Raw genomic sequence first — 21,742 nt, forward strand, 5'->3', positions numbered from 1 at the left:
CGCCCGGGCGCCGGGGCCGGCGAACCCTCTCCCGCCGGTCCCGGCCCGGGCCCTCTCACCTCACTGGAGTGATCCGTGACTCTCCGTAACGTGCTGACCGCGGGGCTCCTGCTCGGCGTGGCGGCCTGCGGCGGCGGCAAGGCCGCCACCCCGGCGACGGCGGCCGGGGGCGGGACCCTGACGATCCTGTCCAACCAGGACTTCTCCCACCTGGACCCGGCCCGCAACTGGACGATGCCCCAGATGGACTTCGGCATCCGGCTGCTCTACCGCACCCTCACCACCTTCAAGGCGGGCAGCCACGAGATCGTCCCGGATCTGGCCACCGACCTGGGCACCGCCTCCGAGGGCGGCAAGGTGTGGACCTTCACCCTCAAGGACGGCGTCAAGTACGAGGACGGCACCCCCGTCACCGCGAAGGACATCAAGTACAACGTGGAGCGTTCCTTCGCCCCCGAACTGCCCGGCGGCCCCAACTACGCCCAGCTCTACCTGGCCGGCGCCGACGGCTACAAGGGCCCGCTGAAGGGCCGGCACCTGGACTCGATCGAGACCCCCGACGACCGGACCATCGTCTTCCGACTCAAGCGGCCGGTCGCCGAGTTCTCCTCGACGGTGACGCTGCCGACGTTCGCGCCGGTGCCGGCCGCGAAGGAGACCGGCGCGCAGTACGACAACCGGCCCTTCTCCTCCGGGCCGTACAAGATCGAGCGCTACGACCGGGGCAAGGAGATGGTCCTGGTGCGCAACCCGCACTGGTCGGCGGCCACCGACCCGGTGCGCAAGGCCGCGCCCGACCGCATCGTGGTCAAGCAAGGACTGCGGCAGGGCGTGATCGACGACCGGCTCATCGAGAGCAGGGGCGAGGATGCCACCTCGATCGCCTACACCGACGTCAGCGCCGCCAGCCTGGCCAAGATCCTGCCCCGGCCGGACGTGAAGTCCCGGCTGGTCAACGCCATGTCGGGATGCACCGACATGATCGGCTTCAACACCTCCAAGCCGCCCTTCGACGACGTGAAGGCCCGGCAGGCGGTGCACTTCGCCCTGGACAAGCAGGCGCTCCAGACCGCCGCCGGCGGCCCGGCCATGACCTCGATCGCCACCTCCTACCTGCCGCCGGCCCTGTCGGGCGGCACGCCGCAGGACGTGTTCCACCTTCCGCCGACCGGGGACGTCGAGAAGGCCAAGGCCCTGCTGGGCGGGAAGACGCTGAACGTGCGGATGACGATCTCGACCGGCGACAAGGCGCTCGGCGAGGCCGTGCAGGCGTCGCTGAAGCGGGCGGGCGTCGAGGTCGTGCTCACGCCCGTCGATCCCTCCGTCTACTACGACACCGTCGGCGACACCGCCAAGACGCCCGACCTGTTCACCTACGGCTGGTGCCCCGACTACCCGTCCGGGGCGACGTTCCTGCCGCTGCTGTTCGACGGGCGCACGATCGTCGAGAAGGGCAACTCCGGCAACGTCTGGCAGTTCCGCGACGAGGCGGTGCAGAAGCGCATCGACGAGATCCAGGCCATGAGCGATCCGAAGGCCGCCGAAGCCGCCTGGGTCGACCTCGACCGGCAGGTCATGCAGTCCTCGCCGGCGGTGCCGTACGCGTGGGACCGCAAGCCGATCCTGGTCGGCAAGGACGTCTCCGGCGCGGTGGGCCATCCCGTCTGGTCCGGGCAGCTCGACTTCGCCGTCCTGGGGGTGAGGCAGAAGTGAGGAACGGCTACCCCGGATACCGGCGGAGCCGGACATGACGGCGACGGTCGTCACGGCGAGCCCGCCCGCCCGGCTGGTCAGGAAGCGCCTGCTGGGCGGCGCCGCCGCCCGCTTCGCGCTGGTCGTGGTGACGGTCCTGGTGCTGGTCGCGCTCGCCGCGCCGCTGCTCACCAAGCTGAACGGCTGGCCGCCGGACGCCTTCGACCCCTCCGCGATCGACCAGGAGCTGGCGGGCGTGCCCAAGGGGGCGCTGGGCGGCGTCAGCGGCGAGCACTGGCTCGGCGTCGAGCCCGTCAACGGCCGCGACGTGTTCAGCCGCGTCGTGTACGGCGCCCGCGTCTCGCTGATGGTCTCCACCCTGGCCACGCTGGTGTCGGTGCTGCTCGGCACCGTGCTCGGGCTGCTGGCCGGCTACCTCGGCGGCTGGGCGGACGCGGTGATCAGCCGGACCATGGACCTGCTCATGTCGTTCCCGAGCCTGATCTTCATGATCGCCCTCATCTCGGTCATGCCGGACGGCGACCGGATGGTCCTGCTGGTGTGTGTGATGGGCGGGTTCGGCTGGCCGTACATCGGGCGGATCGTCCGGGGGCAGGCGATCTCCGTCAAGCACCGCGAGTACGTGGACGCCGCCCGGGTCGGCGGCGCGCTGAACGGCGTCATCGTCTTCCGCGAGATCATGCCCAACATCACCGCGCCGATTCTCGTGTACGCCACGCTCGCGGTGCCCGCCAACATCGGCACCGAGGCGGCGCTGTCGTTCCTCGGCGTCGGCGTGCGCCCGCCGACCGCCTCCTGGGGGCAGATGATCCAGGAGGCGATGCTCTGGTACGAGGTCGACCCGATGTACCTGCTCGTCCCCGGCACCTGCCTGTTCCTGACCGTGCTCGCCTTCACCCTGCTCGGTGACGCCCTGCGCGACGCCATCGACCCCAAGGGGGCGGCACAATGACGTCGTACCTGGCCAGACGGGCCCTCGCGGTCGCCGGCGTGCTGCTGGTGATCTGCGCGGTGACCTTCGTGATCTTCTACGTGCTGCCGTCCGACCCGGCGGTCCAGGCGTGCGGCAAGACCTGCACGCCCGAGCGGGTCGCCGAGGTGCGCGCGCAGATGGGGCTGGACCGGCCGCTGTGGGAGCAGTTCGGCGGCTACGTCGCGGGCATCGTCGCCGGGCGCCCCGGCTGCCACGTGCCCTGCCTCGGCTTCTCCTACCAGAACGCGCTGCCGGTCTGGGACCTGCTGATCGACCGGCTCGGCGCCAGCGCGTCCCTGGCGGTCGGCGCGGCCCTGCTGTGGCTGGCCGTGGGCGTCACGGTCGGGGTGGTGTCGGCGCTGCGCCGGGGGAGCGCCCTGGACCGGACGCTGATGATCGCCACGCTGACCAGCGCGTCCCTGCCGGTCTACTTCGTGGCGATGGTGCTGCTCCTGCTGGCGGTACGGGTGACCGGGCTGCTGCCGTACCCCGCGTACGTGCCGCTCACCGACGACCCCGCCGCCTGGGCCGGCAACCTGATCCTGCCCTGGGTCACGCTGGCCGCGCTCTACGCCGCCATGTACGCCCGGCTCACCCGGGCGCAGATGATCGAGACGATGGCCGAGCCGTACATCAGGACGGCCCGCGCCAAGGGCCTGCACGAGCGGACGGTCGTCGCCAAGCACGGCATGCGCGCGGCCATGACGCCGGTCGTCACCGTCTTCGGCATGGACCTGGGCGGCCTGCTGGCCGGCGCGATGATCACCGAGACCGTGTACGGCCTGCCCGGCGTCGGCCGGCTCGCCTACGACGGCATCGTCAAGTCCGACCAGCCCGTGATCCTCGGCACGACGCTGCTCGCGGCCTTCTTCATCGTGCTGGCCAACCTGCTGGTGGACCTGGTCTACGCGGTCATCGACCCCAGGGTGAGGTACTCGTGATCCTTTCCGTGCGCGACCTGTCGGTGAGCTTCGGCGACGTCCGGATCGTGGACGGCGTGTCGTTCGGCGTCGAGCGGGGGCGGACCCTGGGCGTCGTCGGCGAGTCCGGGTCCGGCAAGTCCGTGACCGCGCTGTCGCTGCTGGGGCTGCACCGCCGGGCGACCGTCGCCGGGTCGATCGAGCTCGACGGGGAGGAGCTCGTCGGGGCCCCGGCCGAACGGCTGCGCCGGCTGCGCGGCAGCGCGGTGTCGATGATCTTCCAGGATCCGCTGTCGTCGTTGCATCCCTTCTTCACCGTGGGGGAGCAGATCGCCGAGGCGTACCGGCTGCACCGCCGGGCCGGTCGGCGGGCGGCCCGCGAGCGGGCGGTCGAGATGCTGGCCGAGGTGGGCATCCCGGAGCCGCGGCGGCGCGCCGGGGAGCATCCGCACCGCTTCTCGGGCGGCATGCGGCAGCGGGCGATGATCGCGATGGCGCTGGCCTGCGAGCCGGGCGTGCTGATCGCCGACGAGCCGACGACGGCGCTCGACGTGACCGTCCAGGCGCAGATCCTCGACCTGATCGCGCGCATCCAGCGGGAGCGGGGGCTCGCGGTCGTCCTGATCACCCACGACCTGGGCGTGGTGGCGCGCATGGCCGACGACGTCCTGGTCATGTACGGCGGCCGGACCGTGGAGCACGCCCCCGCCAGGGAGATCTTCAAACGGCCGCTGCACCCGTACACGCGGGCCCTGCTGGACTCGGTGCCGGGCGCGCCGCCGCCGGACGCGCTGACCGGCACGGCGGCGGCCCCCGGCCGGGCGCGGCTGCGGGCGATCGCGGGGGCGCCGCCCTCGCTGCTCGCGCCGCCGCCGGGCTGCCGGTTCCACCCGCGCTGCCCGGCCGCTCTGGACGTCTGCGCGACCACGCGCCCGCCGCTCACCGGCGACCCCCACCGGGTCGCGTGCCACCTGGAAGGAGCCGACCACTGATGCTCTCCGTGCGCGACCTGCGGATGACCTTCTCCGGACGCCGCGGGCAACGGGTCCGGGCGGTGGACGGCGTGAGCTTCGACGTGCCGGAAGGCCAGGCGCTCGGCCTGGTCGGGGAGTCGGGCTGCGGCAAGTCCACCACCGGGCGCATGATCGTGCGGCTGCTGGAGCCCACCGGCGGGACCGTCACCTTCGACGGCCACGACATCACCCATCTGGGCCCTCGGGCCCTGCTGCCGATGCGCGGCCGGCTCCAGATGATCTTCCAGGACCCGTACGCGTCGCTCAACCCGCGCCACACCGTCCGGCAGATCGTCGCCGGGCCGCGCCGGACGGTCGACCGGGACGGCGTGGTCGAGCTGCTCCGGCTCGTCGGCCTGGACGCCGAGCACGCCGACCGCTACCCCCACGAGTTCTCCGGCGGCCAGGCGCAGCGGATCGGCATCGCCCGCGCGCTCGCCTCCAGGCCCCGTCTGGTGGTCTGCGACGAGCCGGTCTCGGCGCTGGACGTGTCCATCCAGGCCCAGATCGTCAACCTGCTCGCCGACCTGCGGGCCGACCTCGGGCTCGGCTACCTGTTCATCGCCCACGACCTGTCGGTGGTGCGGCACATGTGCGAGACGGTCGCCGTCATGTACCTGGGCCGGATCGTGGAGACCGGCTCGTCGGACACCGTCTACTCCGATCCCGCCCACCCCTACACGCGCACGCTGCTGTCGGCCGTGCCGGTGCCCGATCCGGAGGTGGAGGCCACGCGGGAGCGCATCGTCCTGCACGGCGACCCGCCCAGCCCGCTCGCGCCGCCGCCCGGCTGCACGTTCCATCCCCGCTGCCCGAAGGCGCAGCCGTTGTGCCGGACCGAGCCGCCCGCGCTCACGACGGTCAGGGGACGGCAGGTGAGCTGCCACTTCCCGGAGGAGTGAGCGGGCCCGCGTAGGGATCCCGGAAGGCGGCGGCGGCCAGAGCGGTCGTCGCCGCCAGTACTTTTCCTCTCATCGTGAACCGCCGGAGCGGAGGGACGCGACAGAGAGGCATGACACCGATGAACGGGCTCCCGTGAGCGAGCACGAGACGTGGCAGGACGCCCGGCTGCTGGAGGCCGTGGCCGACGGCGACCGGCGTGCGCTGGAAGTCCTCTATGCCCGGCACGCGCCCTGGCTGCTCCTCCGGCTCACCCGCCGCTGCGCCGACCCGGCCGTGGTGGACGAGGCGGTCCAGGACACCTTCGTCGCGGTCTGGCGTACCGCGCGCAAATGGGACGGGCGGGGCGAGGTCGCGGCCTGGATCTGGGGGATCGGCGTGCGCCGCCTGCTCGACCAGCTGCGCCGCCGCCCCGCGGCGGCGCTGCCCGCCCACGAGCACGTCATGGTCTCCGCCGAGGAGCAGGTGCTGCTCGGCATCGAGTACGGCGAGCTCGGCCGGGCCCTCAACCAGCTCTCACCGGAGCTGCGCGCCGTGGTCCAGGCGACCGTGCTGGACGGCCTGACCACCCGCGAGGCCGGACGCCTGCTCGGCATCCCGGCCGGCACGGTCAAGACCCGGATGATGCGCGCCCGCGCGCTGCTGAGGGAGGAACTGGCGTGACCGCCTGGCACATGGACGACGGCATGGCCGCGGCGTACGCGGCGGGCGAGCTGGCCGCGACGCCCGCCGCCTCCGTCGAGGCCCACCTGCTGGCCTGCGAGCAGTGCCGGCTCCTGCTGGCCGCGCGGGTGCCGCGGGCCCGCCTGGACCGGGTCTGGGACGACATCGCCGACGCCGTGGACGCGCCCGCGCCCCGCCCGGTCGAACGGCTGCTGCGGGCCGCCGGGGTGCGCGAGCACACCGCCCGCCTGCTGGGCGCCACGACCTCGCTGCGGCTGCCGTGGCTGGCCGCCAGCGCCGTGGCGCTGTTCTTCGCCGCGCTGGCCTCGGGGGAGACGACCCGGTGGGGGCTGCTGACGTTCCTCACGCTGGCGCCGGTCGTGCCGGTGGCCGGGGTCGCCGTGGCCTTTGGGCGGGACGGCGATCCGGCCTACGAGATCGGGCTGGCCGCGCCGTACTCGACGTTCCGGCTGATGCTGATGCGGGCCGCCGCCGTGGTGGCGTCGTCGTCGGCGCTGGCGCTGGCGGCCGGGCTGACCCTGCCGGGCGGCGGCTGGGCGACGGCCGCGTGGCTGCTGCCCTCGCTCGCCCTGACCTCGCTGACCCTGGCGCTGTCCAGCCGGTACGACCCGCGCCGCTGCGCCGTCGCGGTGACCGTGCCCTGGGTGGCCGCGGTCGTCGCCACGAACGTGCGCGAGCCGGACCTGGCCATGTTCGGGGCCGCCGGGCAGGCCGGCTACCTGGCCGTCATCGTGGTGTCCGTCGTGCTGCTCGTCGTCCGCCGCAGGGAGTTCTCATGATCGAGGCAGTCGGTCTGGTGAAGACCTACGGCCGCCACCGGGCCCTGGACGGGCTCACCCTCAGCGCGGGCAAGGGCGTCACCGGCCTGCTCGGGCCGAACGGCGCGGGCAAGAGCACCCTCGTCCGGGTCCTCGCGACCGTCCTCGCGCCGGACGGGGGCGAGCTGCGGCTGCTCGGCCGCGACCCGGGCGCGGGCCGGCTGGAGATCCGGCGGCGGCTCGGCTACCTGCCGCAGGAGCTGGGCTTCCAGCGCGGACTCACCGCGTTCGAGTTCGTCGACTACGTGGCGGTCCTGAAGGAGATGACACACCGCCGGTCCAGGCACGACGAGGTGCGCCGGGTGATCGAGGAGGTCGGGCTCACGTCCGTGAGCGGCAGGCGCGTCCGTACGCTGTCGGGCGGCATGCGGCGGCGCCTCGGCATCGCCCAGGCCCTGCTCGGCGAGCCCGAGCTGATCCTCCTGGACGAGCCCGCCGCCGGTCTCGACCCGGAGCAGCGGCTGCTGTTCGGCGAACTGGTCGCCCGCCTTGGTCAGGACCGCGCGGTCGTGCTGTCCACCCACCAGACGGAGGACGTCGCCGCCCTCTGCGACCGGGTGGTCGTGCTCAAGGGCGGCCGGTGCGCGTTCACCGGCACGCCCGCCGAGCTCCGGGCGCTGGCCGAGGGGCAGGTCTGGGTGTCGGCGGAGAAGGCGGGCGGCGGCTCGCGGCGGACCGGCGACGGCCTGTACCGCGGCCTCGGCCCCGCCCCCGGGGACGCCCGCCCCGCCGACCCCACCCTGGAGGACGGCTACCTGCTGCTCCTCACCGGCGCGACCACGGAGACGACGGCATGACGCGCCACGCGAGCCCCGTCGCGCCGGGCGAACCCGACGAACTGGAGAACGGCGCGGGCCCCGCGCACCTGCTGCCCTCGCTCGCGCTGGCCGAGACCCGGCGGCTGATGCTGCACCCGCTCGCGATCACCGGCCTGGTCCTGCACCTGATCGGCCTGGCCGCCACGGAATGGGCGCCCCGGCCCGCCTACAGCGCGCTCACCAACGCACTCGTCCTCCCGCTGGGCGTGCCGCTGTTCTTCGCCGCGGTTCTCACGGCCTCGGCGACCAGACGTGCGGGCACCGACGAGCTGCTGGCCGCGACCCCCGCCGGGCGCGACCTGCGCACCGCGGCCTCCTGCCTGGCCGCGCTGGGGCCGTTTCTGCTCGCCTGCGCGATGCAGGCCGTCATGGCGGCGGTCTACGCGGTCGCCGGCGTCGAGCTGGAGCGGTTCCCGAGCCTGTACGAGATCGGGGCCGGACCGTTGTGCGTGCTCGGGGCCGGCACGCTGGGGGTCGCGGTGGCCCGGTGGCTGCCGTGGCCGGGGGCGTCCGTCCTGGTGATGCTGGTGCTGATCGCCGTCAACGGGGTCGTGGAGCCGCTGCACTCGACGCTGACCATGCTGGGCTTCTACGTCGAGTTCGCGCGGTGGGGGCCGCCGCCGTACCTGGAGGCCGTGGGGTTCGTGGCCGGCTCGCCCGACTGGCACGCCCTCTACCTGCTGGCGCTGAGCCTGGGGGCCGGGGCGCTGGCGATGATCCGTGACGCGGCTCGGCGCTGGCTCTGGCTCGGCGTCGGCGCCGCCCTGGTCGCGCTCGCGGCCGTGGCCGCCACCCGGCAACTCCCGTGACCCCGCCCGCCTCGCGGCACCCGCTCGACCGTGCGCCCGGTGTGGGGGGCCGGGCGCGTGCGCTGCTCGTGCGCGCGCCCGGTGTGGGGGGCCGGGTGCGTGCGCTGCTCGTGCGCGCGCCCGGTGTGCGTGGCCGGGTGCGTGCGTTGCTGGTCCGGGTGCCGGGTGTGCGGGGGTGGGTGGGGGCGTCGCTGGTCCGGCGGCTGCGGCGGGCCGTCGCCTCCACCGGGCCGCAGGCCGCGCTGGCCGCCGTGGTCGAGCTGGTACGGGACGGGCTGCCGGCCGCCGGGGTCGCCGTGGAGCTGGCCGGCGTGCGGATCGCGGCGGGCGAGCCCGGGCCGGTGGCCTCCGACGTGCCGCTGGTGTGGCACGGACGGGCGGTGGGCCGCCTGCTGATCACCCCGTCCGCCGACCCGCGGACGGTCGCCGCGATCACCCCGTACGTCGCCGGCGCGGCCCACAGCATGGCCGTCACCGCGGACCTGCGCCGGGCCCGGGAACGCGTGCTCGCCATTCGCGAGGAGGAACGTCGCCGCCTCCACCACGACCTGCGCGAAGGGCTCGGCCGGGCCCTGCGCGACCTGGCCGGGACGGTCGACGCCGCCGCCACCGGCCACCGCACCGACCCGGCCGCGGCCGACCGGCTCCTGCACGACCTGAGCGCCGCCATGAACACGATCAGCCAGGAGATCAGAACCCTCCTCCAGGACCCGCGCCCCCAGCCCGCCCGGCCACCGCTCCAGGACTCGCGCCCCCAGCCCGCCCGGCCACCGCTCCAGGGCGACCCGCGACCGCAACCGGCCCCGTCACCACTCCCGGACCCGCGTCCCCGTGTGCCGTCGCCGCGGCTCGATCGGGTGCGGGCTCATTCGGGGGCGACCGGCGTGACGTAGACCTCGCGGATCTCCGGACGCCGCCGCAGCCGTTCCTCGACCGCGGCCATGGCCCGCTCGGCCCGGGGAAGGTCGGTGGCCGAGGCGAGGGTCACCCGGGCGGCCACCATGACCTGGTGGGGCCCGACGATCACCGCGATCACCCCGCGCACCCCGGTGACGTCCGGCACCTCGACGATCGCGCGGCGGATGCGGGCCAGGTCGGCGGCGTCCACGCTGGGCGCGGCGATGAGGTTCTGGTTGAGCCGCAGCAGCAGGCCCGAGACGGCGACCAGCAGGACCCCGATCAGCACGCTGCCCAGCGAGTCGAAGACCTCGTTCCCGGTCGCCTGGTGCAGCGCGAGGCCGGCCACCGCGATCGGGCCGCTGACCACGGCCGCCGCGTTGGCCAGGGTCACGGTCTTGGCCGCCGGGTCGCTGCCGGCCAGCAGCTCCGCCCACAACGACCGCCCGGTGACCGTGGCCCGCGCGCCGAGCGCCCGCACCGAGACGACCAGGGCCCACCCGTCGCTGACCGTGATCAGCACGATCACCAGGTAGCCCAGCGCGTACGAACCGCCCGAGGCCGACGGCTCGCCCAGACCCTCCACGATCGAGGCGACGCCTCCGCCCACGAACAGCCCCACGGCGGCGAACAGCGACCAGAAGAAGATCTCCTGCCCGTAGCCGAGCGGGTGCCGCTCGTCGGCCGGGCGCGCCACCCGCGCCAGCCCGATGAGCAGGAACACCTCCACCCCGAAGTCGGCCACGCTGAACATGGCCTCGGCGTACAGGATGGCCGAGCCGGTGACCGCCGCCAGGACCCCGAGGACGACGGCCTGCGCCCCCACGACCGCCATCGTGACGATCACGCTGGTCCGGCTGCTGGGCCGCGCGCTCATGACGGCACGACCTCCCGGCCGGCGGTCATCGCTTCGGTGTCACCCGTACGACGGCGCGGCCGCGGTCGAAGGAGAGAAAGCGCAGGACGACGTCGTTCAGGGTGAGCGTGGTGACGCCCCGGATGTAGCCCGAGCAGCCCCCGCCCTCGTCGAACTTGCAGGTGGACGCGCCGCCCTGCTCGCCCTGGGAGCTCATGTCCCCGCCCCCGGTGAAGTCCGCCTCCCACGTGACCTTGTCGCCCTGGACGCTCGCGACGGCGAACCGGGAGACCCCGTGACGCTGCCCGAACTTCAGGACGTCGCCCGCCCGGAGGGTGACCTCGCACCGGGCGTCCGCGCACCCGCCGACCTCGCGCCCGCCCTCGCCCGCGGCGGCACCGGAAGACGACCCGCCCGGCGCGGATCCATCCGGCGCGGACCCGTCCGGCGCGGATTCGGACGCGGCGGATTCGGGCGGCGCGGGCGCGGACGGCGACGTGCGCCCGGCCGTCCCGACGGGACCGGCGCATCCGGTCAGCGAGCAAGCCAGCAGGAGTACAAGCCACTTGACCATGGCAAACACCCTAGGCGCCGGGACGGACCCGGCCCCGGAGCCTCGCCCGGCGCGCCGCCGCACGTGCTCAACGAGTGACGCGCAGGGCCCACTCGACCGAGTCCGGAGCCTGGACCCGTACCGTCAGGGTCTTCCCGCGGCCCAGGTCGAGGCGGTTCATGACGGGGCTGATCAGGTCGTCGAGGCAGGTGAAGCTCATGTTGACGTCCGGCTCCAGGATGATCTCCGCCTTGCCGTCGCCCCGGCACCGGAACAGCACCCACAGCTCGTCCTTGCCGGGCGGTACGTCGCCCACGACCATGCTGCCCTTCCGCGGGCCCGCCTTGAGCACGGTGGTGGTCCCGGCCTCCACGCCGGGCAGGCGCAGGGCCGCGGGCCGGGGTGGCGGCGTGCTCGCCGGGCTCGCCGGGCTCTCGGTGGGGGAGGCCGACGGGGTGGCCTCCCGCCGTACGGCCGCCGGACCGGCCGGAGGGGCGGCCGTGCAGGCCGTCGCCGGCCACAGCAGGCAGCAGGAGCCGACGAGAGACGCCGTCTTCCGGATCGTCATGCCGAGATCCCCCTTGTCTGGCGGGCCGGCCGACGCACGCGCGGGCCGGGCGCGAATGGAACGGGTCCGGAACGGGATGGAACGCCCTGTATTACGTGAGTCATTCGTCGGAGTCCTTGATACCCGCCGGCCACACCGGCCACGTCAGCGGGCGGCGCCGTTCTCCGGTGTCGTCGTTGGCGTTGCTCATCGCCGGTCAGGGGTTCTCCGGGTTCGGCGACCAGTTCTTCGTCGTCGCCCTTCCGGGGATCGTGCTGCTGCGGCACGGCACCGCGACCCTCGGCACGGTGCTGACCGTCTACGGCGTCTTCCGGTTGATCGGGCTCGTGCTCGGCGGCCCGCTCGCGGACCGCTGGGCGCCCAGGCCGGTCATGCTGGCGGCCGACGTCGTGCGGGCCCCGGCCGCCGGGCTGCTGTGCGCCCTGGCCTGGGACGGCGCGGACCGGCTATGGGCGCTGGCGGCGGGCACGGCGGTGCTCGGCCTGGCCGGGGGCGCCTTCCTGCCGGCGAACTTCTCCGTCATCCCCGACATCGTCGAGGAGTCGCGGGTCCAGAGCGCCAACAGCCGCAACTACGCGACCGCGCAGGCCGTCGCGCTGACCGGGCCGGTGGTCGCGGGCGTGTTCGTCGCCCGTCTGGGCCCTGGGCCGGCGCTCGCCGTGGACGCGGCCTCGTTCGCGGTGTCGGTGGCGACCCTGTGGTTCGTCCGGCCGCGCCCCGGCCGGGTGCGTCCGGAGCGGGGGCGCGGCGGGCCCGGCATGTGGGCCGTCGTGCGCGGGTTCCCGCTGTTCAGGGCCATCCTGACGCTGGCCGCCGTCGGCAATCTCGGGTTCGCCGGGATCCTGGAGGTCGGGTTGCCGGCGCTGCTGCACGAGAGCGCGCCGGCCACGTTCTCCACCGCGTACGGGATCGTGCTGGGGGCCTTCGGGCTCGGCGCGCTGGCGGGCAGCGTCGCGGCGGGCCTGCTGCCCGCCCCGCGCAACCCGGTACGGGCGGCGGTGCTCCTGATGCTCCCGCAGGCCGCGCTGCTCGGCGCGGTCGGCCTGGCCGAGGGCCGGGTCTGGCCCGCGGCGCTCTTCCTCGGCGCGGGCGCGGCGAACGCGGCGGGCAACGTGCTGCTGATCACCGTCGTGCACACCACGCTGCCCGCGGCGGTGCGCGGGCGCGTGTCCGGGGCGCTGCTGGTGGCCTCGTTCGGGCTCTTCCCCGTGGGCGCGCTGCTCGCGGGACTCCTGGCTTCCGCGGCCGGACCGAGGACGGTGTTCCTCTTCGGCGCCGCCCTCGTGGCCGCGGCAGGCGTGGCCGGTCTCGTCTCCGGGCCGGTCCGGACATTCGCGAGAGGGGGTGAATCGCATGACGTACGAGATGAACGACCTGGGCACTGAGGCGCCGGTCGAGGTGAGCTGGATCATTTTCTGATCCCGGCGACAGGCCGCGGACAGCGGCAGACAGCAAGAGGGCATCCGGGGGGTACGGCCGCCCCCCGGATGCCCGTCCGGCCATTTCCGACCCGACGGCAAGGACGAAGGAAAATGCCCGTTTCGCTCGACAGACTCATCCGCGTCAAACCCATCTACCCGGTGTACCGGCTGGACGGCACCCGGTTCCGGATCGGCGCCCAGGCAGGCGTCACCGTCGACTTCACCGACCCGTACGGACAACTGTGGACCCTCGTCGAGGCGCTCGACGGCACCCGGACGCTCGGCGAGGTCGCCGCGGCCGTGGGCCGGGCGCACCCGGGAATCGGCGTCGAGGACGTGCTCGGCGCCGTACGCGACCTGGACGGCCGCGGCTTCCTGGAGGACGCCCGCCCCAGCCCGTACGACGGCGGCGACGCGCGCCGCTACCAGGGCAACGTCAACTACTTCAGCCACTACGCCGGCCTGTCCGCCGCCCGCGAGCAGCCGCAGGACCGGCTGCGCGGCGCCCACTGCGTGCTGCTCGGCCTGGGCGGCGGCGGCTCGTACATCCTGCCCATGCTGCTGGCGGCCGGGTTCGGCCGGATCACGGCCGTCGACTACGACCGGGTCGAGCTGAGCAACCTGAACCGGCAGTTCCTCTACCAGGAGAGCGACCTCGGCGCGTACAAGACCGCGGTGGCCGCGCGGACGGCCAGGGAGGTGAACCCCGGCGTCGAGTTCGCCGCCGTGCAGCGCAGGATCGATTCGGCCGCCGACGTCGCCCGGCTCGTCCGGGGCGCCGACGTCGCGATCTGCGCGATCGACGAGCCGCCCTTCGTCGCCCAGCGCCGGGTGAACGCCGGCTGCGTGCAGGAAGGGGTGCCGTACGTGTGCGGCGGCTCGTTCGTCACCCGGGGCCGGCTGTTCTCGGTGCGTCCGCACGAGACGGGCTGCATGGACTGCCTGCACCTGTACTACTCGCGCGCCGACCCCAGCTACCTCGCCCAGCTCGCCGGGGCGCTGCGGGCCGAGCACGGCCGGGTCACCCTCGCCTTCGCCCCGCACATCGCACTGATCGCCTCGCTGATCACCGGCGAGGCGATCCGGCTGGTCACCGGCCACGCCGAGCCGATCGCCCTGGGCCGCCAGCTCGACGTGCACTTCGAGACCGGCGAACTGGAGGTCATGTCCCAGTGGCCGCGCGACCCGGACGGCTGCCCGGTCTGCGGCGACGGCGCCGACGCGGCCTCGTTCGCCGTGTGGGCGGAGGCGGAGAGCGGCTCGCCTATGCTTCGCTAGATGGACGTCATCCATCCCCCCAAACTCAAAGCGGGCGACGTCGTCCGCGTCGTCGCGCCGGCCTGCTCGCGCGCGATGGTCATGGAGCACGACCACACCGCGCACATCGACGCCCGCTTCGCCGAGCTCGGCCTGACGCTCACCTACGGCCGTCACATCGACGAGCGGGACGCCTTCCACTCCAGCAGCGTCGCCTCCCGCGTCGCCGACCTGCACGACGCCTTCGCCGACCCGTCGGTGGCGGCGATCCTGACGGTCATCGGCGGCTACAACTGCAACGAGCTCCTGCCGCACCTCGACTGGGAGCTGATCCGGGCCAACCCCAAGATCCTCTGCGGCTACTCCGACATCACCGCTCTGCAGAACGCCATCCTCGCCCGCGCCGGGCTGGTCACGTACTCGGGGCCCCATTGGTCGACGTTCGGGATGCGCGACCACTTCGAGCAGACCCTGGAGTGGTTCACCGCCGTGCTGTTCGGCGACGCGCCGGTCGAGCTGGGGGCGTCGAAGTACTGGACCGACGACCTGTGGTTCCTCGACCAGGACGGGCGCGAGCCGATGCCCAACGAGGGCTGGTGGCCGCTGCGGCCCGGCGCCGCCGAGGGGCGCGTGATCGGCGGCAACCTCTGCACCCTGAACCTGCTGCAGGGCACGCCGTACATGCCGTCACTCGACGACGCGCTGCTGATCGTGGAGGACGACCTGGAGTCCCACCCGGCGATCTTCGCCCGCAACCTCACCTCGCTGCTCCAGCTCCCGGGCGCCGAGACCGTCCGCGGCCTGGTGATCGGGCGGTTCCAGCAGGCCAGCCGGATGACCCGGGACCTGCTTGAGCAGATCGTCGGGACGCAGCCGGGGTTGCGGGACGTCCCCGTCCTGGCCAACGTCGACGTCGGCCACACCAACCCGCTGGCCACCTTCCCGGTCGGCGGCCGGGCCCGCCTGACGGTCGGCCCCGAACCGTCGCTGACCCTCGTCCGCCACTGACCTTCGATCGACCGGCACCCCTCGATCGGCCGGTGACCCGCCGCTAGGACGCGGCGGCGGGCTCGCGGCGCGGGGCCGTGGCCTCGGCCAGGGCCCTGCGCTCGGCCTCGACCAGGGTGCGGCAGCGCGCCGCCTCGGCCTCCACCCGGGCCTCGTCCCAGCCGAGCAGCCCCGCCATCAGCCGCGCCACCACCGGGGCCGCGTCGAGCGCGGCGGGGATCGCCTCGATGAGCATCCGGGTCCGGCGCGACAGGACGTCCTCGGCGTGCAGCGCGCCCTCGTGCGTGACGGCGTACACGACCTCGGCCCTGATCCACGGGCACCCCTCCACCAGCGGCTCGCCGAGCGAGCGGTCGTCGTCGACCAGGGCGAGCACCTCCATCGCGAGCGTGCCGTAGCGCTGGACGAGATGCTCCACGACGTCGGCGTCCACGTCGTGGTCCTCGGCCAGCCGCCGCACGGACGCGCGCACCGCCGGCAGCCCGTCCGCGCCGATCAGCGGCAGCCGGTCGGTCACCGACTCCGGCACGTCGAAGCCCTCCAGTGCCGCGTCGACCACGTCCTTGGCCATGACCCGGTACGTGGTGAACTTGCCCCCGGCGATCGTGGCCAGGCCCGGCGCCGGCACGTCAACGACGTGCTCGCGGGACAGCTTCGTGGTCGCCGAGCTCTCGTCGGCCGCCACCAGCGGGCGCAGGCCGACGTAGACGCCCACCACGTCGTCGCGGGTCAGCGGCCGGGCCAGCACGGCGTTGGCGTGGTCGAGGATGTAGTCGATGTCCTCGCCGGTGGCGGCCGGCTCCTCGCGGTCGCCGTCGTACTCGGTGTCGGTGGTGCCGACGATCCACCGCCGCCGCGTCCACGGGATGATGAACAGCACGCTCTTCTCGGTCGGGATGATCATGCCGGTGGCCGAGTCGATGACCTCGCCCGGCACCATGACGTGCACGCCCTTCGACATCCTGACCTTGAAACCGGCCGGCGCCGAGCCGGGCAGCCCGTTGATCGGGTCGGTCCACACGCCCGCGCACACCACCACGGCGTCGGCCCTGACGTCCAGGTCGCGGCCGGTCTCCTCGTCGTGCACGCGGGCGCCGACGACGCGCTCGCTGCCCTGGTCGCGCAGCATCTCGACGACCCGCGTCCGGGTGGCGACCACGGCGCCGTGCGCGGCGGCCGTCCTGGCCAGGGTGAGGGTGAAGCGCGCGTCGTCCACCTGGGCGTCGAAGTAGATCATGCTGCCCGACACCGCGTCCGCGCGCAGGCCGGGCGCCATCCGCCGCGACTCCTTGACCGACAGGTACCGGTGCCGGGGCATCGGCCGGCGCATGCCCTCCAGCGTGTCGTACAGGGTCAGCCCGGCCCCCACGTACGGCCGCTCGATGAGCCCGTGCTGCAGCGGATACAGGAACGTGACCGGCTTGACCAGGTGCGGGGCCAGCCGCGAGACCAGCAGGTCGCGCTCCTTCAGCGCCTCGCGGACCAGCTTGAAGTCGAACTGCTCCAGGTAGCGCAGCCCGCCGTGGATGAGCTTGCTCGACCTGCTCGACGTGCCGGCGGCCAGGTCGCGGCTCTCCACCAGCGCGACCCGCAGCCCGCGGGAGGCGGCGTCCAGCGCGGCGCCCGCGCCGGTCACGCCGCCGCCGATCACCAGCACGTCGAAGGACTGCTCCGCCAGCCGGTCGATGGCGGCCTGACGGTTCCTGGCGTCCATCGCCCCGGTCATGTTCATGGATCCCCCGAACAACACTTTGTGCTCAAACGCTCACGATCCGTATACGTTTCCCCGATCAGGGAATGGCACACAACGCCGACACCACGAAAGCGGGGGCAGCGGTGGTCGAACGTGTCAAACGCCTGGAACTGGCCGGTGAGCTCATCGCCGAGTTCGCCGGCACGATGGTGCTCATCCTGTTCGGGGTGGGCGTCGTCGCCCAAGTGGTCGCGGCCGGCCTCGGCGATCACGACAGCATCGCCTGGGCATGGGGGATCGGCGTCGCGCTCGGCGTCTACGTCGCGGGCCGCATCACCGGCGCCCACCTCAACCCGGCCGTCACGCTCGCGTTCGCGACCTTCCGCGGGTTCCCGTGGGCCAAGGTGCTGCCGTACTCGCTGGCGCAGACCGTGGGGGCGTTCGTCGGGGCGCTGCTGGTGCGCTGGAACTACACCGAGGTGCTGAACAAGGTGGACCCCGGGCACACGCTGAAGACCCAGACCGTCTTCTCCACCCTGCCCGGCAACGGCTCGCTCCCGGTCAGCGCCTGGGGCGGGTTCCGCGACCAGATCATCGGCACCGCCATCCTGATGTTCGTCCTGTACGCCCTGTCCGACTCGCACAACCTCGCGCCCGGCGCCAACCTCGGCCCGGTGGTCATCGGCCTGCTCATCGTCGGCATCGGCATGGCGTGGGGCGCCGACGCCGGCTACGCGATCAACCCGGCGCGCGACTTCGGGCCGCGCCTGGCCAGCTACCTCACCGGCTACTCCGGCGCCTGGCGCGACCAGTACGGCGACCTGTACTTCTGGGTGCCCATCGTCGGCCCCCTGCTCGGCGGCCTGGCCGGCGCCGGGCTCTACCAGCTCATGATCGCCCGGTTCCTCCCCGAGCCCGAGCCCGACATCGAGGACGCGGGCCGCGTCTGACCCGAACGGAGGAGAACGACCATGCCCGATTTCGTGGGGGCCGTCGACCAGGGCACCACCAGCACCAGGTTCATGATCTTCAATCACAGCGGCCTGGAGGTGTGCAAGTTCCAGCTCGAACACGAGCAGATCCTCCCCAGGGCGGGCTGGGTGGAGCACAACCCGATCGAGATCTCGACCAGGACCTCCGCGGTGATCGAGACCGCGCTCCAGCGCACCGGGCTGCACGACACCGACCTGGCCGCCGTGGGCATCACCAACCAGCGCGAGACCACGGTCGTGTGGAACCCGCGCACCGGCCGCCCGTACTGCAACGCCATCGTGTGGCAGGACACCCGCAGCGCCAGGATCGCCGCGCAGCTCGAACGGGACGGCCGCGGCGAGGTCATCCGCAGGAAGACGGGCCTGCGGCCGGACGCCTACTTCTCCGGCGGCAAGATCCAGTGGATCCTGGAGAACGTCGAGGGCGTGCGCCAGGCGGCCGAGCGGGGCGAGGCGGTCTTCGGCAACACCGACACCTGGACCCTGTGGAACCTCACCGGCGGCGCCCGCGGGGGCGTGCACGTCACCGACGTGACCAACGCCAGCCGCACCATGCTGATGGACCTGGAGACGCTGGAGTGGGACGACGAGCTGCTGTCCTTCTTCGGCATCCCGCGCGAGATGCTGCCGGAGATCCGCCCGTCCTCCGAGCCCGCCTCCTACGGCACGACCAGCAGGTACGGCGCGTTCGGCGGCGAGGTGCCGATCACCGGCATCCTCGGCGACCAGCAGGCGGCCACCGTCGGCCAGGTGTGCTTCTCGCCGGGCGAGGCCAAGAACACCTACGGCACCGGCAACTTCATGCTCCTCAACACCGGCACCGACCTCGTACGCTCCGAGCGCGGCCTGCTCACCACCGTCGCCTACAAGTTCGCCGGCCAGCCGGCCGTGTTCGCGCTGGAGGGCTCGATCGCCGTGACCGGGTCGGCCGTGCAGTGGCTGCGCGACCAGTTGCACATCATCCGGTCCTCCGCGCAGAGCGAGGACCTGGCCCGGCAGGTGACCGACAACGGCGGGATCTACTTCGTCCCGGCGTTCTCTGGGTTGTTCGCGCCGTACTGGCGGCCCGACGCGCGCGGCGCGATCGTCGGCCTGTCCCGCTACAACAGGGACGCCCACCTGGCGCGCGCCACGCTGGAGGCCATCTGCTACCAGAGCAGGGACGTCGTGGAGGCCATGCAGCAGGACTCCGGCGTGGTGCTGGACGTGCTCAAGGTCGACGGCGGCGTCACCGCGAACAACCTGTGCATGCAACTCCAGTCCGACATCCTGGGCGTGCCGGTCAGCCGTCCCGTGGTGGCCGAGACGACCGCGCTGGGCGCCGCGTACGCCGCCGGGCTGGCCGTCGGCTACTGGAAGGACACCGACGAACTGCGCGCCAACTGGGCCGAGGACCGGCGCTGGAACCCGGAGTGGACCGACGAGCAGCGCGAGAAGGGGTACGAGGGCTGGAAACGCGCGGTGAGCCGCACCCTCGACTGGGAGACCTGACCGCCGGCGAAGGCGCGCGACGCCCTTACCGTGCGCTTACCGGGGCGGCGCCCAGAATGAGGTCTCCAGCGGAAGGAGACAGCGTGCGATTACCTCGACGGCGTGGAGTTCTCGCTGGACGTGCCGCCGGGCACCCCCGACGAGCTGGTGACGGTCTGGCGGCACCAGATCGAGATCCAGGCCGTCAAGCTGGACGAGCAGATCCTGAGCCGCATGATCCAGCAGTCCGTGCTGATCCTGCTGGGCGTCGGCCTGTTCGCGCTCGTCTTCGGCTACCTGGTCGCCGACCGGGCGTTGCGGCCCGTCGCCAACGCCTCCCACCAGCTCCGCACGCCCCTGACCATCAACCGCACGGTCCTGGAGATCGCGCTCTCCGACCCGGCGGCCTCGCCCGACCTCAAGGCCCTCGCCCGCACCCTGCTGGAGGTCAACGCGCGCAACGAGAAGCTCATCGAAGGGCTGCTGCTCCTGGCCAGGAGCGAACGGGAGCTCGCGCGCCGCAAGCCGGTGGACATCGACGACGTGGCGCTGACGGCGGTGGAACAGCTGACGCCCGTCGCCGACCAGCGCGGCGTGACCGTCGTCTCCCGTCTCGGCGGCACGACCATGGCGGGCGAGGCCGTCGTCAGGGTGGACTCGGCGAACGGCTCGGGGCTCGGACTGTCGATCGTCCGCGCGGTCGTCCAGGCCCACGGCGGCGAGGTGACCGCGACCCCGCGCGAGGGCGGCGGCCTGTCCGTGACGATCAGCCTTCCCGGCCGCTGAGGCGGCCCGGCCCGGCCCCCGATCCGGGCGCGGGCCGCCTCGTGGGCGGTTCGCTCACATGCCGGACGGCGGGTACGCCTCCGGGTGCTCCTTCGGGTCGGGCAGCTGGTCCCAGGACGGGTCGTCGATCACCTTGCAGGGCTTGGCCGGCCCGTCGACCAGGAAGCCGCTGAACTGCCACAGCACCCTGGGCTTCTCGGGGCCGGAGGTCTGGTCGCCGTTCTCGGTGAACTCCAGAACCGCGGTCTGCCCCGTCTTGATGCGCTTGGGGTCGATCCGCACCTGGCCGCCGCCCATCCGGAACGTCTTCGCGTTGGGGCTGTTCTCGATCGCCTCCCTGATCCTCTTCCGGACCGCGGGGTCCTTGCTCTGGAGCTCTTCCTTGGTGAAGGACGGGCCGGCGTCGGCGGGGGCGCGGTCGGGGGCGCAGCGGGTGCCGGGCTTGAGGTAGGAGACGTCGGAGGGCACGCCGAGCGCCGCCAGGTCCTTCTCCACCTGGCCGGGGTCGCGGAACTCGTTGATCCGCAGCGTGATCGTGCCGTCGGTGTTCCTGGTGAGCGCGTAGGCGGGGGCGTCCGAACCGTTGAGGAACGGCGTCACGACCGCCGCGGCGGCCGCGACGGCGGCCACCGCCGCGCCGGTGAGCAGGCGCCGCCTGGTGCGCCGGCGCCGGGCCCCGTTGCGGGCCTCGATCTCGGCTTTCAGTTCCATCAGTACGTGCTCCTTGAAGTTCATCGGATTCCTTCCATGACGAAGGGAGCCATCTCCGGCACGTCCATGAGCGCGTGGCGGGCGCGGTGCAACCTGGCCCGGGCGGCTCCCTGCCGGATGCCCAGGGCGGCGGCGGCCTCGCTGATCGTGAGCTGGTCGATGACGACCAGTTCGAGCATCGCGCGGTCACCGTCGGGCAGTCCGGCCATGGCCTGGAAGGCCCGCCTGGCCAGGTTCTCGGCGTCGATCCGCGCCACGAGCTCGGCCACGTCGTCGGAGTCGAGATGCCGTCGGCCGCCGACGCGATCGACCAGCCGCAACTCCTTGTACGCCCGCCGCCGCTCGGCCGAGAGCGTGTTGCGCGCGACGCCGTACAGCCAGGCGATCTCACTGCCGCGTCCGGGCCGGTAGGTGTGGGCGGAGTCGAGCACCGCCATGAACACCTCCGCCACCAGGTCGGCGGCCGTGTGGGGATCATCGACCCGGCGGGCGAGGAACGAGGTGACCGCATCGACGTGGCGCCGGTAGAAGGCTTCGAAAGCGTCCGGATCTGTGGCGATATCCGGCTGTTTGCGACGCACCGGCCGTGCTCCCTTCGTCGATTACACCCCTTCTTGGTCAGTAGCCGAGAAAACGTTATGAGAGCCGACAGAACAGACGCCCCGCGCCGTCTCTGACGACGCGGGGCGCGGTCTTGCTACGTTGCCCGGCATGGGCCACGGAAACAGATCACTGAGCCGGGCGGACGTCACCACGGCGTTGGCCATGACCCTCGACGCCGCGGGCGCCGCCGTCCCCTACCGCCTGTGCGGCACGCCGCAAGTCCTCCGTGACCCATCCCGACCCGATCAGCTGGGTCTTCACGATGATCGGCAAGCTGAT

At 73.1% G+C, this 21,742-nt stretch carries 22 protein-coding genes; 16 read left to right on the forward strand and 6 right to left on the reverse strand.

Annotated elements, in window-relative coordinates; all coding sequences use genetic code 11:
- Positions 1–75: 75 nt before the first annotated feature.
- The 10 genes from ACWCSD_RS08045 to ACWCSD_RS08090 all read left to right on the forward strand — a co-directional run bounded on the left by ACWCSD_RS08045 (position 76) and on the right by ACWCSD_RS08090 (position 9,541).
- Positions 76–1,713 (forward strand): ABC transporter substrate-binding protein, encoded by a 1,638-nt coding sequence (locus ACWCSD_RS08045; RefSeq protein ID WP_397155728.1) that lies wholly within the window; start codon positions 76–78, stop codon positions 1,711–1,713.
- A 34-nt stretch (positions 1,714–1,747) separates the two neighbouring features.
- Complete coding sequence (locus tag ACWCSD_RS08050) at positions 1,748–2,665, forward strand: ABC transporter permease (protein ID WP_449913630.1); 918 nt, start codon at positions 1,748–1,750, stop codon at positions 2,663–2,665.
- Positions 2,662–3,627, forward strand: coding sequence for an ABC transporter permease (locus ACWCSD_RS08055; RefSeq protein WP_358296429.1), 966 nt, complete (start codon positions 2,662–2,664; stop codon positions 3,625–3,627). The genes ACWCSD_RS08050 and ACWCSD_RS08055 overlap by 4 nt, the downstream gene beginning before the upstream one ends.
- Positions 3,624–4,598 carry an ABC transporter ATP-binding protein gene (locus ACWCSD_RS08060; RefSeq protein WP_449913632.1) on the forward strand — a complete coding sequence of 325 codons (975 nt, stop codon included), beginning with the start codon at positions 3,624–3,626 and terminating at the stop codon, positions 4,596–4,598. The genes ACWCSD_RS08055 and ACWCSD_RS08060 overlap by 4 nt, the downstream gene beginning before the upstream one ends.
- Positions 4,598–5,521, forward strand: a complete 924-nt coding sequence (locus ACWCSD_RS08065) for an ABC transporter ATP-binding protein (protein WP_352360871.1) — start codon at positions 4,598–4,600, stop codon at positions 5,519–5,521. Before ACWCSD_RS08060 ends, ACWCSD_RS08065 begins: the two co-directional genes overlap by 1 nt.
- A 133-nt stretch (positions 5,522–5,654) precedes the next feature.
- On the forward strand, positions 5,655–6,182 hold the full coding sequence (locus ACWCSD_RS08070; protein ID WP_397155735.1) for an RNA polymerase sigma factor: 528 nt from the start codon (positions 5,655–5,657) through the stop codon (positions 6,180–6,182).
- Entirely contained in the window at positions 6,179–6,982 is an 804-nt protein-coding gene (locus ACWCSD_RS08075) for a zf-HC2 domain-containing protein (RefSeq protein WP_397155737.1), read from the forward strand. The genes ACWCSD_RS08070 and ACWCSD_RS08075 overlap by 4 nt, the downstream gene beginning before the upstream one ends.
- Positions 6,979–7,818 carry an ATP-binding cassette domain-containing protein gene (locus ACWCSD_RS08080; RefSeq protein WP_449913634.1) on the forward strand — a complete coding sequence of 280 codons (840 nt, stop codon included), beginning with the start codon at positions 6,979–6,981 and terminating at the stop codon, positions 7,816–7,818. The genes ACWCSD_RS08075 and ACWCSD_RS08080 overlap by 4 nt, the downstream gene beginning before the upstream one ends.
- On the forward strand, positions 7,815–8,648 hold the full coding sequence (locus ACWCSD_RS08085) for a hypothetical protein (RefSeq protein WP_449913635.1): 834 nt from the start codon (positions 7,815–7,817) through the stop codon (positions 8,646–8,648). Before ACWCSD_RS08080 ends, ACWCSD_RS08085 begins: the two co-directional genes overlap by 4 nt.
- 95 nt (positions 8,649–8,743) lie before the next feature.
- A complete protein-coding gene (locus ACWCSD_RS08090; RefSeq protein WP_449913637.1) occupies positions 8,744–9,541 on the forward strand; it encodes a hypothetical protein in 798 nt (265 codons plus the stop codon).
- Here ACWCSD_RS08090 and ACWCSD_RS08095 read toward each other — a convergent pair.
- The 3 genes from ACWCSD_RS08095 to ACWCSD_RS08105 all read right to left on the reverse strand — a co-directional run bounded on the left by ACWCSD_RS08095 (position 9,514) and on the right by ACWCSD_RS08105 (position 11,522).
- Positions 9,514–10,422, reverse strand: a complete 909-nt coding sequence (locus tag ACWCSD_RS08095) for a cation diffusion facilitator family transporter (RefSeq protein WP_397155745.1) — start codon at positions 10,420–10,422, stop codon at positions 9,514–9,516. The genes ACWCSD_RS08090 and ACWCSD_RS08095 overlap by 28 nt on opposite strands.
- A gap of 25 nt (positions 10,423–10,447) precedes the next feature.
- Positions 10,448–10,975 (reverse strand): hypothetical protein, encoded by a 528-nt coding sequence (locus tag ACWCSD_RS08100; RefSeq protein WP_449913639.1) that lies wholly within the window; start codon positions 10,973–10,975, stop codon positions 10,448–10,450.
- Between the two features lie 67 nt (positions 10,976–11,042).
- Positions 11,043–11,522, reverse strand: coding sequence for a hypothetical protein (locus tag ACWCSD_RS08105; RefSeq protein WP_397155749.1), 480 nt, complete (start codon positions 11,520–11,522; stop codon positions 11,043–11,045).
- Positions 11,523–11,698: 176 nt separating this feature from the next.
- On the opposite strand from ACWCSD_RS08105, the gene ACWCSD_RS08110 reads away from it, so the two are divergent.
- From ACWCSD_RS08110 to ACWCSD_RS08120, 3 genes are all read left to right on the forward strand, one after another.
- Positions 11,699–12,907: an MFS transporter gene (locus ACWCSD_RS08110; protein WP_397155751.1), complete on the forward strand. Its 1,209-nt coding sequence runs from the start codon at positions 11,699–11,701 to the stop codon at positions 12,905–12,907.
- Positions 12,908–13,054: 147 nt separating this feature from the next.
- Entirely contained in the window at positions 13,055–14,221 is a 1,167-nt protein-coding gene (locus tag ACWCSD_RS08115; RefSeq protein WP_449913641.1) for a HesA/MoeB/ThiF family protein, read from the forward strand.
- On the forward strand, positions 14,222–15,208 hold the full coding sequence (locus ACWCSD_RS08120; RefSeq protein WP_449913642.1) for a S66 family peptidase: 987 nt from the start codon (positions 14,222–14,224) through the stop codon (positions 15,206–15,208).
- A gap of 43 nt (positions 15,209–15,251) precedes the next feature.
- On the opposite strand, the gene glpD is transcribed toward ACWCSD_RS08120, so the two are convergent.
- Positions 15,252–16,934, reverse strand: a complete 1,683-nt coding sequence (glpD, locus tag ACWCSD_RS08125; RefSeq protein WP_397155757.1) for a glycerol-3-phosphate dehydrogenase — start codon at positions 16,932–16,934, stop codon at positions 15,252–15,254.
- A gap of 110 nt (positions 16,935–17,044) precedes the next feature.
- Between glpD and ACWCSD_RS08130 the strand changes: the two genes are divergently transcribed.
- The 3 genes from ACWCSD_RS08130 (at position 17,045) to ACWCSD_RS08140 (ending at position 20,149) form a co-directional block, all read left to right on the forward strand.
- Complete coding sequence (locus ACWCSD_RS08130; protein ID WP_397155759.1) at positions 17,045–17,851, forward strand: MIP/aquaporin family protein; 807 nt, start codon at positions 17,045–17,047, stop codon at positions 17,849–17,851.
- 21 nt (positions 17,852–17,872) lie between these two features.
- Positions 17,873–19,384 carry a glycerol kinase GlpK gene (gene glpK / locus ACWCSD_RS08135; protein ID WP_397155761.1) on the forward strand — a complete coding sequence of 504 codons (1,512 nt, stop codon included), beginning with the start codon at positions 17,873–17,875 and terminating at the stop codon, positions 19,382–19,384.
- 102 nt (positions 19,385–19,486) lie between these two features.
- Entirely contained in the window at positions 19,487–20,149 is a 663-nt protein-coding gene (locus ACWCSD_RS08140) for a histidine kinase dimerization/phospho-acceptor domain-containing protein (RefSeq protein WP_449913643.1), read from the forward strand.
- 54 nt (positions 20,150–20,203) lie between these two features.
- On the opposite strand, the gene ACWCSD_RS08145 is transcribed toward ACWCSD_RS08140, so the two are convergent.
- Both ACWCSD_RS08145 and ACWCSD_RS08150 read right to left on the reverse strand, forming a co-directional pair.
- The gene (locus ACWCSD_RS08145; protein ID WP_449913644.1) at positions 20,204–20,860 is read right to left on the reverse strand and encodes a hypothetical protein; all 657 of its coding nucleotides are present in this window, start codon (positions 20,858–20,860) and stop codon (positions 20,204–20,206) included.
- A gap of 20 nt (positions 20,861–20,880) precedes the next feature.
- Complete coding sequence (locus ACWCSD_RS08150; protein ID WP_397155767.1) at positions 20,881–21,441, reverse strand: RNA polymerase sigma factor; 561 nt, start codon at positions 21,439–21,441, stop codon at positions 20,881–20,883.
- Positions 21,442–21,742 lie beyond the last annotated feature (301 nt).

This window comes from Nonomuraea sp. NPDC001684, from assembly GCF_053596515.1.

Bases quoted from the DNA above. Each gene is read 5' to 3' on its own strand.
- ACWCSD_RS08050 (WP_449913630.1), top strand. From the start codon at position 1,748: ATGACGGCGACGGTCGTCACGGCGAGCCCGCCCGCCCGGCTGGTCAGG.
- ACWCSD_RS08055 (WP_358296429.1), top strand. From the start codon at position 2,662: ATGACGTCGTACCTGGCCAGACGGGCCCTCGCGGTCGCCGGCGTGCTG.
- ACWCSD_RS08065 (WP_352360871.1), top strand. From the start codon at position 4,598: ATGCTCTCCGTGCGCGACCTGCGGATGACCTTCTCCGGACGCCGCGGG.
- ACWCSD_RS08080 (WP_449913634.1), top strand. From the start codon at position 6,979: ATGATCGAGGCAGTCGGTCTGGTGAAGACCTACGGCCGCCACCGGGCC.
- ACWCSD_RS08085 (WP_449913635.1), top strand. From the start codon at position 7,815: ATGACGCGCCACGCGAGCCCCGTCGCGCCGGGCGAACCCGACGAACTG.
- ACWCSD_RS08095 (WP_397155745.1), bottom strand. From the start codon at position 10,422: ATGAGCGCGCGGCCCAGCAGCCGGACCAGCGTGATCGTCACGATGGCG.
- ACWCSD_RS08100 (WP_449913639.1), bottom strand. From the start codon at position 10,975: ATGGTCAAGTGGCTTGTACTCCTGCTGGCTTGCTCGCTGACCGGATGC.
- ACWCSD_RS08105 (WP_397155749.1), bottom strand. From the start codon at position 11,522: ATGACGATCCGGAAGACGGCGTCTCTCGTCGGCTCCTGCTGCCTGCTG.
- ACWCSD_RS08115 (WP_449913641.1), top strand. From the start codon at position 13,055: ATGCCCGTTTCGCTCGACAGACTCATCCGCGTCAAACCCATCTACCCG.
- ACWCSD_RS08120 (WP_449913642.1), top strand. From the start codon at position 14,222: ATGGACGTCATCCATCCCCCCAAACTCAAAGCGGGCGACGTCGTCCGC.
- glpD (WP_397155757.1), bottom strand. From the start codon at position 16,934: ATGACCGGGGCGATGGACGCCAGGAACCGTCAGGCCGCCATCGACCGG.
- glpK (WP_397155761.1), top strand. From the start codon at position 17,873: ATGCCCGATTTCGTGGGGGCCGTCGACCAGGGCACCACCAGCACCAGG.
- ACWCSD_RS08145 (WP_449913644.1), bottom strand. From the start codon at position 20,860: ATGGAACTGAAAGCCGAGATCGAGGCCCGCAACGGGGCCCGGCGCCGG.